This is a genomic window from Halodesulfovibrio aestuarii DSM 17919 = ATCC 29578 (assembly GCF_000384815.1).
Lineage (GTDB): Bacteria > Desulfobacterota > Desulfovibrionia > Desulfovibrionales > Desulfovibrionaceae > Halodesulfovibrio > Halodesulfovibrio aestuarii.
The window spans coordinates 394091-408796 of record NZ_ARQF01000020.1 but is presented as its reverse complement, the minus strand read 5'-3'; the positions used below and the strand labels follow the sequence as shown (position 1 = coordinate 408796).

Annotated in this window: 12 protein-coding genes; 4 read left to right on the top strand and 8 right to left on the bottom strand. The window is 46.1% G+C overall.

Annotation, left to right across the window (positions count from 1 at the left end; genetic code table 11):
• Positions 1 to 2: 2 nt before the first annotated feature.
• Together F461_RS17445 and F461_RS0107845 are read right to left on the bottom strand one after the other, a co-directional pair.
• Positions 3 to 2927 carry a tetratricopeptide repeat protein gene (locus F461_RS17445; protein ID WP_020000607.1) on the bottom strand — a complete coding sequence of 975 codons (2925 nt, stop codon included), beginning with the start codon at positions 2925 to 2927 and terminating at the stop codon, positions 3 to 5.
• Positions 2928 to 3020: 93 nt separating this feature from the next.
• Complete coding sequence (locus tag F461_RS0107845; RefSeq protein ID WP_020000606.1) at positions 3021 to 4046, bottom strand: sigma-54 interaction domain-containing protein; 1026 nt, start codon at positions 4044 to 4046, stop codon at positions 3021 to 3023.
• 692 nt (positions 4047 to 4738) lie between these two features.
• Between F461_RS0107845 and F461_RS0107840 the strand changes: the two genes are divergently transcribed.
• On the top strand, positions 4739 to 5518 hold the full coding sequence (locus tag F461_RS0107840) for an IclR family transcriptional regulator (protein ID WP_020000605.1): 780 nt from the start codon (positions 4739 to 4741) through the stop codon (positions 5516 to 5518).
• A complete protein-coding gene (locus F461_RS0107835) occupies positions 5518 to 7953 on the top strand; it encodes an acetate--CoA ligase family protein (RefSeq protein ID WP_020000604.1) in 2436 nt (811 codons plus the stop codon). Before F461_RS0107840 ends, F461_RS0107835 begins: the two co-directional genes overlap by 1 nt.
• A 62-nt stretch (positions 7954 to 8015) precedes the next feature.
• Here F461_RS0107835 and F461_RS0107830 read toward each other — a convergent pair whose 3' ends face one another.
• The 5 genes from F461_RS0107830 to F461_RS0107810 all read right to left on the bottom strand — a co-directional run bounded on the left by F461_RS0107830 (position 8016) and on the right by F461_RS0107810 (position 10699).
• On the bottom strand, positions 8016 to 9038 hold the full coding sequence (locus tag F461_RS0107830) for a tRNA dihydrouridine synthase (protein ID WP_020000603.1): 1023 nt from the start codon (positions 9036 to 9038) through the stop codon (positions 8016 to 8018).
• 8 nt (positions 9039 to 9046) lie between these two features.
• The gene (gene yfcE, locus F461_RS0107825) at positions 9047 to 9592 is read right to left on the bottom strand and encodes a phosphodiesterase (RefSeq protein WP_020000602.1); all 546 of its coding nucleotides are present in this window, start codon (positions 9590 to 9592) and stop codon (positions 9047 to 9049) included.
• 23 nt (positions 9593 to 9615) lie between these two features.
• On the bottom strand, positions 9616 to 9978 hold the full coding sequence (locus tag F461_RS0107820) for an Hsp20/alpha crystallin family protein (RefSeq protein WP_020000601.1): 363 nt from the start codon (positions 9976 to 9978) through the stop codon (positions 9616 to 9618).
• 5 nt (positions 9979 to 9983) lie between these two features.
• Positions 9984 to 10397 carry an Hsp20/alpha crystallin family protein gene (locus F461_RS0107815; protein WP_020000600.1) on the bottom strand — a complete coding sequence of 138 codons (414 nt, stop codon included), beginning with the start codon at positions 10395 to 10397 and terminating at the stop codon, positions 9984 to 9986.
• Positions 10398 to 10495: 98 nt separating this feature from the next.
• Entirely contained in the window at positions 10496 to 10699 is a 204-nt protein-coding gene (locus tag F461_RS0107810; RefSeq protein WP_020000599.1) for a Trm112 family protein, read from the bottom strand.
• A 250-nt stretch (positions 10700 to 10949) separates the two neighbouring features.
• Between F461_RS0107810 and F461_RS0107805 the strand changes: the two genes are divergently transcribed.
• Together F461_RS0107805 and F461_RS0107800 are read left to right on the top strand one after the other, a co-directional pair.
• Positions 10950 to 11816, top strand: coding sequence for a PHP domain-containing protein (locus tag F461_RS0107805; protein WP_020000597.1), 867 nt, complete (start codon positions 10950 to 10952; stop codon positions 11814 to 11816).
• An 11-nt stretch (positions 11817 to 11827) separates the two neighbouring features.
• On the top strand, positions 11828 to 13066 hold the full coding sequence (locus tag F461_RS0107800; RefSeq protein WP_020000596.1) for a peptidase U32 family protein: 1239 nt from the start codon (positions 11828 to 11830) through the stop codon (positions 13064 to 13066).
• 232 nt (positions 13067 to 13298) lie between these two features.
• On the opposite strand, the gene F461_RS17435 is transcribed toward F461_RS0107800, so the two are convergent.
• On the bottom strand, positions 13299 to 14690 hold the full coding sequence (locus tag F461_RS17435; protein ID WP_020000595.1) for a DEAD/DEAH box helicase: 1392 nt from the start codon (positions 14688 to 14690) through the stop codon (positions 13299 to 13301).
• Between the last annotated feature and the right edge of the window lie 16 nt (positions 14691 to 14706).

The window sequence follows — 14706 nt, the reverse complement described above, 5'->3', positions numbered from 1 at the left end:
TGTTACAGGCGTCCTGTCGGTGAGAATGATGATGCATCTTTAGACAAATCTTGTGTTGTCAGGTCAGACGTTGCCATTCTTCCATACAGGGACTGAGGATCGGCTGTCGCTAATTGGGTCAGAATATCTCTCCATTTTTCGGTGTCACCGTTCTTTTTGTAGAGGGACGCTATTCTGTAACGCATTGCCGCATACCCCGGATCGTTTTCAGTCACAGCAAGTGACAGTTCGCGAGCCCATTCAAGAGCCTCGTCAGCTCGACCCGTGCGCTCTGTAATATCTACAAGAGAGCTCAAAAGGTCTCTTATTTTTTCATTATCTGCTTTTTTAGGATTTTTTGCAGCAAGTTCTTTAAAGGAGCGAAGTGCACCTATAGCAAGCTTGTACGCCGGTTCAAATTCTTCACGGCGTTCAGCATCGCGGGAAAGGAAGTAATTAACGTATGCTTCCTTGGCGCGTGGCATGTCTTCGATACTTTTTAAACGGTTCCATAAATCGACGGCTTTGTCTGGTTTGTCGAGGTTTTCGTATGCCAGAGCTACAGCATAGTCGAGTTGGTTCTTGCTTTCTTTCTTAAGCTCCCAAAGTTCAACTCTGTGGGCAAGGTCAATAATGTCGCTCCAACGTTCGTTGTCTACGTACACGGAAAGGGCAAGGTTCAGTCCCATTTCTGAGTACTCAGGGATTTTAAGTTGTTGGAAAAACGGATCGAGAACCTTCAGTGCTTTGGAAGGCTTGTTCTTTTTCCACATAGAAAGAGCAAGCGCTACGCGGCTTTCAGGTGTTAGTTTTGTTTCCTGATTGTGTACGATAGGGAAGTCATCCCATATTTGAAGGATCTTCTCGTAGTTTTCTTCTTTAATATTGTTCGCTGTCAGCACACTGAAAGAGCGCATCGCGACTTCTTTTACTCTTGGTACCAGCTCGTGAGACGGGTACTTTTCCATAAAGGAAGAGGCTGTTGCCAGTGCTTCCGGATGCTGGTTGTTCCACAGGTACCATATGGATTTTTTCAATCGTGCCAGTGGTGCCAGTCGGCTGTCCGGATGTTCCTCAATAATTTTTGAATAGATTTCAAGAGGTTTTAAACTGTACGGCTTGTCGAACACTGAGAACATGTCAGAAATGGTCGGAGTATCATATTTGCCTTCTTCTGCAAGGCGCATCAGTGATACTAACCCGCCATCACGGTCAGGGAATTTACGAACTGCTTCTTCATAAATTTCCCGTGCAGCTTCAAACTCATCCGTCTCAAGATAGATGTCACCGAGGCGTGCAAGCACCATGTCTGCATCATCACCATCAGGGTCGATGTTGTAGTACGTCCAGTAATGCGTACGGGCTTCATCTGCTTTGCCAAGACGATATGCTACGTCACCCATTTGACTGAGGAACGGAGGATAGTCGAGGTAAAAACGAGGCCAGCGTTTTCCTACGTAGTCTACAATCTGGTATGCCTGATCGTAATAGGCGAGTTGATACAGTGACTTTGCAAGGCCGACACCAGCTTCACGTACGAAGCTAGTATCTGGATATTTCTGTACAATGTACTGGAAGTTACCCGCTGCTTTCTGCCAGTCTTTTTCTTTAAAGTAGTGTTCACCCCAGTAATAGTACGTTGACGGAACAAGATCATCTTTAGGATGGTTACGGCGCAGGATGTTAAAGTACGCTCCTGCTTCTCGAACATTCCCTATTTTTAAGTTGGTGTATCCGAGTCGTAATAACAGGCTTGGAACTTTAGGGCTTTTTAGATCAAAGTTCATAGCCTCTGTGGTGGCAGCAATAATACTTTCATAGTTGTTGGCAAGGTTGTCCTTGCCCATTGCGTAAAGTGTGTCGGCAATGCCGTTAAGTACTTCGTAGCGCTGCTTTTTAGTCAAGGTCGGCATACGCTTGAGCTCTTTATAAATGTCCAGAGCTTCTGTGTAGGTGCCGTTGTTAAGTGCGGTTTTCGCAACGTTTAAAAGTCGTTCCGGACTCGGTGGCGCTGGGACTTCGTTACCATCTTTATCCACCCACACGATTTCCGTTTTTGCTTCATCGGAACTGACAACTTTTTCCAGTTTTTTCTCTGGGATAGTTACCTTGCCTACAGGAGGCATAGGTTCTTTCATTGTGTTCGATGCAGTCTGTTGGGGTTGTTGGCCAGCCTTGTTCTTTGTGGCTTGAGCAGCAAGAGGGGCATCCGCAGGTGTTGTGTTCTGCACAGGCGGTATGGCTGGAGAACTTGTCTGTTTGGCAACCCATTTTTCAGGTCCACCAGTGTTTACAGGGGAGCGGAATGTATTGTCGGCAGAGAAAAAGGGCCGTTTTTCTTCTTTACTGCTGGAGACTTTATTTACAGCTGGAGAGGTCGTTTTTTGCGCAACAGATGAAGCAGTTTTTACGGGTTGCTGCTTTGGATTTGCCGTTTTTTTAACAGTTGCCGTTTTTTTTGCAGCACTGTTTTTTGTTGAAGGCTTTTTCCCGGTAGCAATTTTTTTTGCAGGAACCTGTTTCTTTTTAGCAACAGGTGTAAATTTCCCTTTGCGGTCTGGGTAAATATCAATTGCTATTTTGTTGTTAGCGGCTCTGCTTGTTTTAAAACGGAAACCATTGAGCTTAGTACGGATGCGCAATGATTTTTTTGTATTTTTAGGAGCAGCAAGGTATTTTGAAGATTTGATAAGGCGCCCATTTTTTATGGGCTTGAAAGATTTGACAGCCTGCTGTTTTTGAGGCGTGACAAAAGTAAGCTCATTCTTCCCTGTTCGGGAGAGCGTAAAATTTTTGACTGGGGTATCAAACGCAATAACAAGGCGTTCAAACTTTGAATGTTCGCCCCAATACCAAGATGCAGCCTGTGTTTCTGCGGGTAATGCCGGCAACACAAATCCCACTGCCACTATGAGCCAGATAAGTCTGGAACTAATATGTTTTATCACAGCTATCTCATTGCAATTAATGTGCAAGAAACGGACGCAATGCACCCAGGAAACTTAGTGTCGTATTTTTTTGAATGTAATTGACTAGAAGTATTAATCAATTTTTTTCTTCTTAAGTTTTTCAATCAGAGTGGTACGCTTTACACCTAAGATTTCTGCTGCTTGGTTTTTAATACCATTTGCTTGCTGCAGGGCTTCCAGTAGCAGTTTTTCTTCAACAATATCAAGGAAATCTTTAAGTGGAAGCTTCTGATCGTTCAAATCTTTGATGCATGGCCACTGGAATCCCGCCTGCTGCGGTCGAATTTTTTCCGGCGCTGCAGGTTCCGGAAGTTCTGCGACGATACCAACTTGATCAAGAATCTTGTGTGGAAGGTCTGCTGGAGTAATAGTGTTGGAATCGCATAAAATAGTCATGCGTTCCATAAAGTTTTCCAGTTCTCGCACGTTTCCAGGCCAACTGTAGGCTGCGAGGATTTTACGGGTGTCAGGAGATAGCGTGAGTCGCGGGCGTTGTTGTTTTTCGCTGAATTTTTGTAAGAAATGGTCACAAAGCAACAATACGTCGCCACCGCGTTCCCGTAGAGCAGGCAGCTGAAGAGGGATAACATTCAATCGGTAGTAAAGATCTTCTCTAAAACGACCGGCTTCCACTTCAGCTTCTAAATCGCGGTTGGTTGCAGCAACGATTCGTACATCAACATGTTTAATAGATGAACCGCCGACACGTTCAATTTCTTTTTCTTGAAGGACTCGCAAAATTTTGACCTGAAGAGTCAGGTCCATTTCACCGATTTCATCAAGAAAAATAGTGCCGCCGTCTGCTAATTCAAAGCGGCCGGGACGTGAACGGATGGCATGTGTAAATGCGCCTTTTTCATGTCCGAAGAGCTCGGATTCAAGAAGGTCGCGTGGGATTGCACCGCAGTTGATGGGGACAAAAGGTGCGTCTTTCCGTGTGCTGTTTACATGTAGGGAACGTACGAGCAATTCTTTACCAGTACCAGATTCACCTGTTACAAGCACTGTACTATCTGTTGGGGCTACTTTAGCAAGAACGCTGAAGACATCCTGCATGACAGATGAGTGTCCAATCGTTCCAAGTTTGTTCAGGCTCATTTCCTCTCCAGTTAATTACGTCCCCCTGCTAACGCATCCCCTTGGACTAATGACTGTCAACTTTATGACGTTTAGTCAATAGAAAACTTCCCAACGTATATAGAAGCTTACTCTATTTAAAAATGTGAGTAAGGCAAGTTTTTTGTTGTAGTAGTCATAAATTTCGCTAGGCAGCATGCGCACTATCCACTTTTGATGTAAAAAAAAGCAAAGATAAAATGTAACATAAATGCACTAATTTTTTTTAAGAGAAATTTAGAATGTATTGCATAGAGTGAATTGGAAAAGTTATATAGGCACTTGTTGGAACAATAGTTGGTTGGTCTATATTGTGATGAGGGGTGGGGTATTGTAGGAGTGGTTGTGTCAAAATGTGATGTATTACTTTTTTTAAAAGTTCTTTATTTTCTTTTTTTATGGAATTTATGAGAAAAGTAGTAGGTAATTATTGGAATTTAAATGTAAAAATATAAATTTTAGTCTGAAGGTTATAAACGATGTTGTTTATTACTCGGATTTATGAATAGTTTTTTTGTTAGTGAACGTTGTTCAAAAAAAGTATGTTTATAGGTATCGTCTGATGATAATCTATGGGCATTGGTTATATATTTGATACAGTAGTTGCGTTGACAGAATCTTAATGGAATGTAAATTCATCCGAAAAATAATTCGATAATGTCGAGGAATAGACGATGTCCCAACAATCTATTGAACGCGCAACCCGAGTACTTGGGTTATTCACATTTGAACACTCAAGCTGGCGTGTGAGTGATATTGCAAAGACTCTTGATCTTGCAATTGGCACTACACATGGCATTGTAAAAGCCTTAGCTAGCAACGACTATTTAGCACAGGATCCTGCGACTAAGGAATATAAGTTAGGATTGAAACTTATGGAGCTTGGCTCATTGCAATCTGCTACGTATGAGCTTAACCGTAAGTCTGCTACTCCGGTTACGTATCTTGCCCAGCACTCCAAAACTATTGGCAGGGTTGGGGTCATGTACCATAATGCCATTTTAACGACATTAAGCACGGATCATCAGGAATGGCACCCTTCATCATATATCGGCCCCACTGTTCCGGCGTATTGTACGGGTATGGGGAGGGCCATTTTGGCTCAACTCCCTATGAGAGAGCTTGTGGAGCATTTGGCGACTGTGCGTTTGCTCCCGTATACACCTAAAACTCTTACTGATCCTGTAGAGTTGCATGAAGAAATTAGCGCAACCCGTGATCGGGGGTATTCATTGGTTTTCGGTGAAACTCTCATTCATTTAAATACGATTGGTGCGCCAGTTTTTGGTGCAGAAGGTAAAGTAATCGGTGCCATCAGCGTAAGTGGCACCAGTGATATTATTGGCACGGAAACTGATATTGCAGGGTTTGCAAACCGGCTCTTAGACGTCGCATCAGAGATTTCGGTGCAGATGGGGTATAGAGCACAGCCAAAATTTGTGGATGAAATATAATGCAAAATTACGGCGCATTTTCACACGCGAAGACTACAGCTCACATTGATTTTGACGCAATCACTGAGATTTTCACACAGACACATAATGACGGACGAGCTTCCTTGTATGAACACGAGGTATATCGAGTTATGGAGAGCATTGGCTCTGAAACTCCGCCGCAGGTTAAATTGATCCCGCGGGGAACTCGTCCTTCTGATGATGAACTGATGAGCATTCCCGGTAAAAAAGTTGTGCTTAAAATTGTATCGCCTACCATTGTGCACAAAACCGAGGTGGGCGGTGTCCGTATTGTAGAGTGTGAGCCAAGTAAGATTCGTTCTGCATGGCGTCGTATGATGTATGAAGTCCCTGAGAAGTATGCCCGTTGGATTGAGCGGCATGCAGATGCTTCTCCAAAAGAATATGCAGGGTTATCCGGCACTGCGCTTGAAGAAGCTATTTCCATGGACTTGAAAGGTGTATTGCTTGTGCAGTTTATGCCGCCGGATTCGGACACGTTCGGTAATGAGCTGATTGTCGGCATCAGGCGAACCCGTGAATTCGGTATGGTTCTGAGTGCGGGGCTTGGTGGTACTGATGCCGAATTGTATGCGGAGCGCTTTAAGAAAAGTCAGGCTATTGTTGCCGCATCCACTAAGCTGACTGATGGCGAAACGTTCTTTAGTCATTTCAGGCAGACAATTTCCTTTGAGAAATTGGCTGGCCGTACCCGTGGTCAGGAGCGAATTGTCTCGGATGATCAGCTATTAGAATGTTTTGATGCTTGTATTTTGCTTGCGAACTACTACTCGCCGACAAATCCTGACGCTCCTTTTATTATTGATGAGTTTGAGATCAATCCATTTGCCTTCACGGATTTTCTTATGGTTCCGCTGGATGGACTGTGCAGATTTTCCCTGCCGCAGAAGACGGTGACGCCTCGACCTGTCGCAAAAATTAAAAAACTGCTGCATCCAGATACCATCGGCATCATCGGAGTCTCTGCTTCTCGTGAAAATTTTGGTCGTATCATCCTTCATAACATCCTTGCAGAAGGGTTTCCGAAGGAACAGGTTCGTATTGTCCGTGAAGGTTGTGATGAAATTGACGGCGTGCGTTGTATTCCTTCAGTGAGCACAGAAGGCAAACTTGATATGCTCGTTGTGGCTGTTCCAGCTAAACATATTCCGGCTGTTGTGGACGAGGTTATTCAGAAGGATGCAGCGAACAGTGTGATGCTGATTGCCGGCGGTCTTGGGGAAACTCAGGATAGCCATGAACGTGCACAGCAGGTTATTGCAAAAATTAATAAGGCGCACGAATCCGACGATGGTGGGCCGGTCTTTATCGGAGCAAACTGCATGGGGATTGTATCTCGCCCGGGAGGATACAACACTTGGTTTATTCCGGAAAACAAGTTTCCACAGAACGGGCTTGGAACACCTCGCAGAGCTGCCCTGGTCAGCCAGAGTGGGGCGTTTATGCTTTTCGGGCTTAGCCGTTATCCGCATCTTTCTCCAAACTACATGATCTCAATGGGCAATCAAACGGACCTTACTTTGGGCGATATGGTCACCTATCTTAAAGATGATGACAATGTTGATGTGATTGCTGTATATGCTGAAGGATTTAATGATCTTGATGGCTTAGCTTTTTGTCGTTCCGTGCGCGAAGCTGTTTTGGCAGGCAAGGAAGTTGTGTTCTATAAAGCCGGACGTACGCCGGAAGGCAAGTCGGCGACCAGTGGCCACACTGCGTCACTCGCTGGTGACTATATGGTAGCAGAGAGCTGTGTCCGACAGGCTGGTGCCGTTGTTGCTCAGACTGTTGAGCAATTCCAAGATCTTTTTGTTCTTGCGGAAACGCTGCATTCTAAAAGAGTGGATGGTAATCGGCTCGGTGCTATTAGCGGCGCCGGCTTTGAAGCCGTAAGCATGGCAGACAGTATTGATGTGGGTACATTTACTATGAAGCTTGCTCCGTTTTCTGAAAAAGCGGCCAGTGGAATGCGTACATTGTTGAAAGAAAAGCATCTGGAATCCCTCGTGACAGTTTCGAACCCTATGGATGTAACTCCGGCAGGGGATGATGAGCTGCATGTGGAGCTAGCAAAAATTATGTTGGATGAGCCGACTGTGGATGCGGTTGTGCTTGCCCTGACACCGCTCAGTCCAATGATGCAGTCCTTGGATACTGACAGGGGAGACCCTTTTAGTATGCATAATGAAACAAGCATATTGACCCGTGTGCTGGAATTGGCAAAGCAATCGAATAAGCCGCTTGTGTGTGCTTCTGATGGAGGTATGTTGTTTGAGCCGATGCGAGAAGCATTGAATAAAGCAGGTGTGCCTGTTTTTCAGACAGCAGATAGAGCCGTGGCAGCTTTGGCGCGCTATGTTCAGTCCCGTTTACATGCTAAGTCTATTCGCTGCGGCGGGTGTGGGATTCGATAGATAATGATTAACGGAAAAAGCCTGCGAATTAAAATTCGCAGGCTTTTTTTTATGTCTTAATCTTATCGGTTCATCATCAGCGAATTGAGGCTCTTGGAAATCTGCGGGATTTTATCGCCGAAGCAGCGTTCTGCATTTTCACGCATTTTTTCCATGGAGTTTCCTGCAATTAATTGTCCGAACAGGCGGTTGCCGTATGAGAAATTTGCCGCAAAAAACATGCAGTATTTTTTATAGAGCTTAATCGCACGGGTGGGGTCATACCATTTTTCAATTTGATCCAGAAACATAAAGAGCGTTTCTTTGTAGGTTTCTGGTGTCGGTTCAAACCCTCTGGTCAATTCTGCAAATATCCACGGTTTTGAGATTGCCGCGCGACCGATGGCAAGGCCATCGCAGCCAGTACGCTCAACCATGGATTGTGCGGATGCCGCATCCCATACGTCACCGTTCCCGAAAACAGGAATAGATACAGCTTCTTTTACAAGCCTGATGTCATCAATGCGAGGACGTCTTGTACGTCTGTCCGGTGCAACGCGCGGGTGGAACGTTAAAGCATCAGCTCCGGCTTGTTCAAGCATTCGGGCAAAGGCAACAGCTGGTTCCGGTTCATTCTGCCAACCTGTTCTGAATTTTACGAACAGCGGAATATCAATAACTTTACGCATCTTTTCAACCATCTCGCAGGCGCGGTCGACATCGCGCATAAGATCTGCGCCGCACTGTTTGTCTACGATTGGGGAAACAGAGCAGCCCATATTGATATCAACACCGAAGAAATTTTCTTCCTGAATTCGTTCTGCCGCAATAGCCATGTCATCAGGTGCAGCACCAAAAAGCTGACAGACAAGCGTTGGCAGTTCTTCATCCTGCCAGTTGAACACGGGGGACTTATGGCGGTTTTCAGTAGGTACAGCACGGGCACTGCACATGCCCGTAAACAATAGACCGTATCCCCCGTAATGTGCCGCCATAGCACGGTAGGCAATGTGGCCAAGTCCTGCCATGGGCGCAAGACATAAGCGATTCTCGATGGTTCTGCCACGTAGTGTGATAGGCGCAGAGAAAGATTCAGCAGCGTGCATGTGCGCCCCTACAAGGTTTGTTCAAGAATACAGGTATCGTCTAATTCAAAAACGCGGAACGTATTGTTTTCGTATGTCGCATACGTTGGGCAGTCGCTTTGTTTAGGAAGCGAGCAGGAACCCGGGTTCCAGATGTTGATTCCGTTTTCATTTGTATATGCTTTAGGGCGATGAACATGTCCGTAGACAAAGGTGTCACCGGCAGAAAGTGGAGGCATGTTCTCCGGATTCCACAGGTGTCCGTGGGTCAGGAAAATACGCCGACCATCTGCGACCAGCCAGGAGAAGTCTGACATGATAGGGAACTCAAGCACCATCTGGTCGACTTCTGCATCACAGTTACCGCGAACTGCAATAATTTTGTCCTTATATTCATTCAGCAGAACGACAGTGGCTTTAGGGTCGTGTCCTACAGGAAGAGGGTTCCGGGGGCCATGGTAAAGCAGGTCTCCAAGCAGTACGATGCAGTCCGGATTGAATTTTTCAGCCTTGTCCAAAACAGTTTTTGCACGGTCGTATGAACCGTGCAAATCTGAGATAAATAAAATTTTCATTAAGTGTGTGTGTCTTTAAAAAATTATAAAACTTCGATTTGTATGCGCTTGGGCGGCACTTCTTCCCGTTTGGGAAGATAAATCGTCAATACGCCGTTTTCAAATTTGGCGCTCACTTTTTCTTTGTCTACCAGCTCGCTTACTTCAAAACGTGCGTAGTACTCCACTTCCCCGAATTCCATAGAGTGCACACGTTCTCCGGCGGTGAGACCGAAGTTGGATTTTGCATGAACCGAAAGCTTATCGTTTTCGATGTCCAACAGCAGTTTTTCTTTATCTACTCCCGGCATGTCAAGGTAGAGATAAAATCCGTCTGCACGTTCAACAAAATCTGCGGGGGGCTGTACTCTTGGGCGTTTTCCCATTCTCTTAGGCATCTGCTGCATAGCTACTACCTTGGTTGAATATGGATTGTGCGCGGCTGCATTGCCGTGGATTTAGGGAGCTGAACAAACAGCATGCCGGATTTCATGGTGGCTGTGATGCCATCTTTATGGATAGGAACGTTGATTTTTACCAGTCGTTGGAAGGCTCCAGTCGGGCGTTCCTGTTGATGGTATTTTCCTTGAATCGGTTTAAGCTCGCCCCGAAGGACTAGCGTATTGTCTTCAATAATCAACTCAACGTCTTCCATTGCAGCACCCGGAAGCAGCGCCCGAACAAACACGTGTGTATCATCCTCGCTGATGTATAGCGGAGGATACGTGGCGCGTCGCGGGGCAGTAAGCTGCGGGTCGTGCAAGTCGTCCATCAGTTGATCAAACAGATGGGGGAAGTCGTAAAACGATCCATAATTAATAACCATAATCCGGCTCTCCTTTCAGCATATATCATAAGCAGGGACAGCAATCCGTCAAGATATGCAACTGTACGCAAGACAACGACTGAGCGAGCAGAGAAAAGCTATTTACGTGCGTCGCGTGTTCCGTTGTCCCAATCTTCCTGAGAAATGGCTTCTTCAACCAGCATTACAGGAATATCTTCGCGAATAGGGTATACAACATTGCATTTTGAGCAGGACAGCCCGTCTTTTTCTTCAGTAAGTTTAAGAGAATTTTTGCACTTAGGGCAGGCAAGTATCTTCAATAAATCAGCTTGTACAGTCACAGGGCGACTCCTTAAAAAGTATATGCACGTGTAGTGTGCAGAAGAAACAGTATACGCAGTTACTGTATGTACAGCAACAGGAAGCGGCGTGGTATAATTTTGAAATAACGTTTAACAGAATATATGAAACCTTCAGGGTGCAGAGTGTCACAGATTCGCCATTTGACAACCCGCAAAGCGCGGGCGTATTCGGTATGGTGAAAGAAATAACCATACACATTATTACATAGTTCTACGAATGGAAGGAATTATGACGCGGACATACATAGACTTACATACGCATTCCACAGCCTCTGACGGAAGTGATTCTCCTGAAGAGCTGATCAAGCTGGCTAAAAAAAGTAACGTAACTACACTCGCCTTAACAGACCATGATACTGTTGCCGGTGTTGAAGAAGCTGTTGAGACAGGTAATGAGCTTGGAGTGGATGTTATTCCCGGTTGTGAACTGGGGGTGAAGACGGATTTCGGCGAAATTCACCTTCTTGGTTTGTGGCTTGATCCCAAGGCTTCAAGATTACAAAAAGTAATGGGCGAATTACGCGAATATAGAGCAAGCCGTAATAAAATTATTGTCGAAAAGCTGCAAGCGCTCGGTATGGATATTACCTACGGAGAAGTTTTGGAAGCAGCAGGCGATGGGTCTGTCGGGCGTCCGCATATTGCACAGGTTCTCGTGAATAAAAAATATTTTAAAAGCGTAAAAAATGTTTTTGAAGAAATGTTGTGCGATGGGGGCAAAGCATATGCGCCTAAAAAAGTGCTCAGTCCTATCGATGGTGTTAAGCTGTTGAAAGAGGAAGGAGCCACAGTATCATGGGCGCATATGTGTATTCACGGTCAATCTACCGAATACCTCAGCGATATGATCGCAACGTTGAAGCCGTATGGACTGGATGCGTTGGAAGCGTACCACAGTGAACACGGTGATGCTTCTACAAGACTGGTAGTTGAACTTGCAGCCGTTCATGGACTTGCACTCACCGGCGGTTCGGACTATCACGGCGCGGTGAAGCCCAATATTGCGCTAGGACGTGGTAAGGGTGGATTGTACGTGCCGCACAGTGTGCTTGATAACTTAAAAGAACTACGCCGCAAGCAGGGGCTCCCTGTTTAGCTAAGAATATTATGACGAAAAAATTGCCTGAACTGCTTTGTCCGGCAGGAGATATGGACAGACTTGATTCAGCACTGCTTTACGGTGCTGATGCCTGCTACCTTGGTGGAAAGAAACATAGCCTGCGCGCGAGCTCCGGCGGTTTTGACTGGGAAGAACTGGAAACTGCTTGTTCTAAAGCGCATGCAAAAAATGCTTCCATTTATTATACCCTTAATATTCTGCCACATGAACAGCATCTTGCCGGTGTGGAAGAATCTCTCGAACATCTTGCGGAATCCAGCGTAGATGGGCTCATTATCGCTGATCCCGGTGTGCTTCGTATGGCACGTCGTATTGCTCCGCAGAAGTCTATCCATCTCAGCACGCAAGCTAACACTTCCAACAGCGAAGCCGTGGGCTTCTGGCATGATCTCGGAATCGAGCGTGTTAACGTTGCACGAGAACTTGGTGCACATGCTATCAGTAAGCTGACTAAAGCATATCCCGCAATGGAGTTTGAAGTGTTTGTGCATGGTGCCATGTGTCTTGCACTCTCCGGTCGCTGCCTTCTGTCTTCATGGATGAACCAGCGTCCTGCGAACCTCGGGGAATGCACGCATCCGTGCCGGTTTGAATACAAGGGCATTGAAATACAGGATATGCGTTTGACCGTTGAAGAAGGTATGCGCGAAGGCCCGACATGGGATATTACCCATGAAGGCCCTCATAGTGCATTCTGGGCACCGGAAGATCTCTGTCTTGTTAAATACATGCGCTGGTTCTGCCAAAATAATGTTGCGTCACTTAAAATAGAAGGGCGTATGAAAACTCCAAGCTACGTGGCACACGTAGTGGATGTTTATAGAACCGCCATTAATGACGTAGCCTCCAAACAGTTCCGTTACGATGAGTACATCCGGGAATTGCAGAACACTGCATCAAGAAATTTAAGTACAGGCTTCTTCCTGCCAAAAGGTCACAGAAAATCTGTGTCTCCATTGCCGAAGAAGGACTGTACTCCAATCGTCGCAAAGCTCGTGCAAAAAGAAGATGATAGCAAATGGCAAATCGCCGTGCGTTCTCCTTTCAGAGCTGACAGACCTGTGCAAGTCATGGTCCCCGGGCTTAAACGTCCTGTGTTGCCGGTAGGTAGCTTCCAGCTTGAAAATCATCGCGGCGAAGCCGTCGATGTTGTGCATCCGGGCATGTTCGGATTTATCCGTTGCGAAAGCCCAGACTTCGCAGAAGGTCTTTTCCTTCGCGGCTAGAACTTGTTGGCTTCGGCGGGGCTTTGACGGCTGAGTGAAACTTCCCTTTGGAAAGGTTTCCCCCCCGGAGTCTGGTGAGGTTGGCCCGTTAAATATACTTTTACGCGCCCTATATCTCACGAAATAACTAATAAAAAAGGCTGTCCTGCTTGTGCAGGACAGCCTTTTTGTTGTTTATGAAATACAGTGGAGCCTAAGCCGTTATGTTATGTAACCAATATACTGAAAAGTACTAGCGTTTGCGTCGTGGCTTTTGGCTACGCGAGGCGTTTGGCTTTTTACCCTGAGGCTTGCCTTGCGGTTTGCGTTTAAAGCTAGGCTTACGTCGTGAGTCGCTGCGGCTGTCAGTTTTGTTGTTACCGGAAGGCTCGTTATAATTGAAATTGCCGAGTTTGCGCAACGCGAAGGACTTGCCGATCTCTTGCTCCATTTGAAGCATAGTCATGAGTTCTTTTTCACCTATCAGGGTGATGGCGGTGCCTTTGCGATACGCGCGTGCTGTTCGTCCCACTCGGTGGATGTATTTATCCGGACTGTCAGGGGTGTCGAACTGAATAATATGCGTGATGTGATCGAGATCAATACCGCGTGCAACAAGGTCGGTAGCTACGAGGATTCGAGCTTCACCTGTTTGCATTTTCTCAAGCATTTTGTTGCGCTTTGACTGTGAAAGATCACTGTGCAGTGCGGCAACTTCACCAAATTTTCCCGATAGCATTCGTTCAAGTTCACGGCATGTTTCTTTTGTATTGGCAAAGATGATTATACCACCATCTTCTTTTGAATGCGGGCTGTGCTCTGCTCTTTTTTGTTTGTGGACAAGGTCGTCAGAGTCACTCAGAAGCAATGGCATGAGTGCAAGGAGCAGCTTTTTTTTAAGATGCGGCGGCACAGTGAAGAGTTCATGTGTAATGTCCGGCTTTGCTTCTTCTGTGCGTACATCAATGACTTTTGGGTCTTTAGTATAGGTGCATGCCAGATGCTCAATAGGTTTTGGCATGGTCGCAGAAAAGAAAGCTGTGACACGCTTGGACGGAACATGATCCAAAATTTTCTGGATTTCCGGTAAAAAACCGAGGTCGAACATACGGTCAGCTTCATCAATAATGAGCGTGTCGATGCCTCCGAGACGGATTTCTTTTTGATTAATAAAATCAAGTAGTCGCCCTGGGGTTGCTACAATAATTGTAGACGCAGCAGCGGCTTTTTTTTGTGGTGCGGCACCCGCGCCACCGTAGACAGCTCCGCAACGGTAGCCGGTTTGCTGCCCAAGCGCGATGCAGGTTTTCTGAATCTGCAGCGCAAGCTCCCGTGTCGGGGCAAGAATGAGTGCACGTACAGGGCCACGCTTGAGGGCTTCTTCTGTTGCTAAGTGCTGAAGCAATGGAAGAAGGAACGCCGCGGTTTTTCCGGTGCCTGTGTTTGCAAGAGCGATAGTATCCTGTCTGTTCAGCAAGGCAGGAATAACAGCCTGTTGAACCGGAGTCGGTGTAGAAAATTTGCAGGCAGCTATACCGGAACGGATTCGCTGGTCAAAAGAAAACTGATCAAACGAGACTTGTTCTGTCTCTGCGGTTTCAGTTTCTTTTTCAAGTTCGTTGGCGTTTGTTTCGGGCGTGGTCATGGGATTCCTTTATGGT

Coding starts and splice junctions, on each gene's coding strand:
- F461_RS0107800 (WP_020000596.1), top strand. CDS start 11,828: ATGACGAAAAAATTGCCTGAACTGCTTTGTCCGGCAGGAGATATGGAC.
- F461_RS0107845 (WP_020000606.1), bottom strand. CDS start 4,046: ATGAGCCTGAACAAACTTGGAACGATTGGACACTCATCTGTCATGCAG.
- F461_RS0107820 (WP_020000601.1), bottom strand. CDS start 9,978: ATGCAGCAGATGCCTAAGAGAATGGGAAAACGCCCAAGAGTACAGCCC.
- F461_RS0107840 (WP_020000605.1), top strand. CDS start 4,739: ATGTCCCAACAATCTATTGAACGCGCAACCCGAGTACTTGGGTTATTC.
- F461_RS0107815 (WP_020000600.1), bottom strand. CDS start 10,397: ATGGTTATTAATTATGGATCGTTTTACGACTTCCCCCATCTGTTTGAT.
- yfcE (WP_020000602.1), bottom strand. CDS start 9,592: ATGAAAATTTTATTTATCTCAGATTTGCACGGTTCATACGACCGTGCA.
- F461_RS17435 (WP_020000595.1), bottom strand. CDS start 14,690: ATGACCACGCCCGAAACAAACGCCAACGAACTTGAAAAAGAAACTGAA.
- F461_RS0107835 (WP_020000604.1), top strand. CDS start 5,518: ATGCAAAATTACGGCGCATTTTCACACGCGAAGACTACAGCTCACATT.
- F461_RS0107830 (WP_020000603.1), bottom strand. CDS start 9,038: ATGCACGCTGCTGAATCTTTCTCTGCGCCTATCACACTACGTGGCAGA.
- F461_RS0107805 (WP_020000597.1), top strand. CDS start 10,950: ATGACGCGGACATACATAGACTTACATACGCATTCCACAGCCTCTGAC.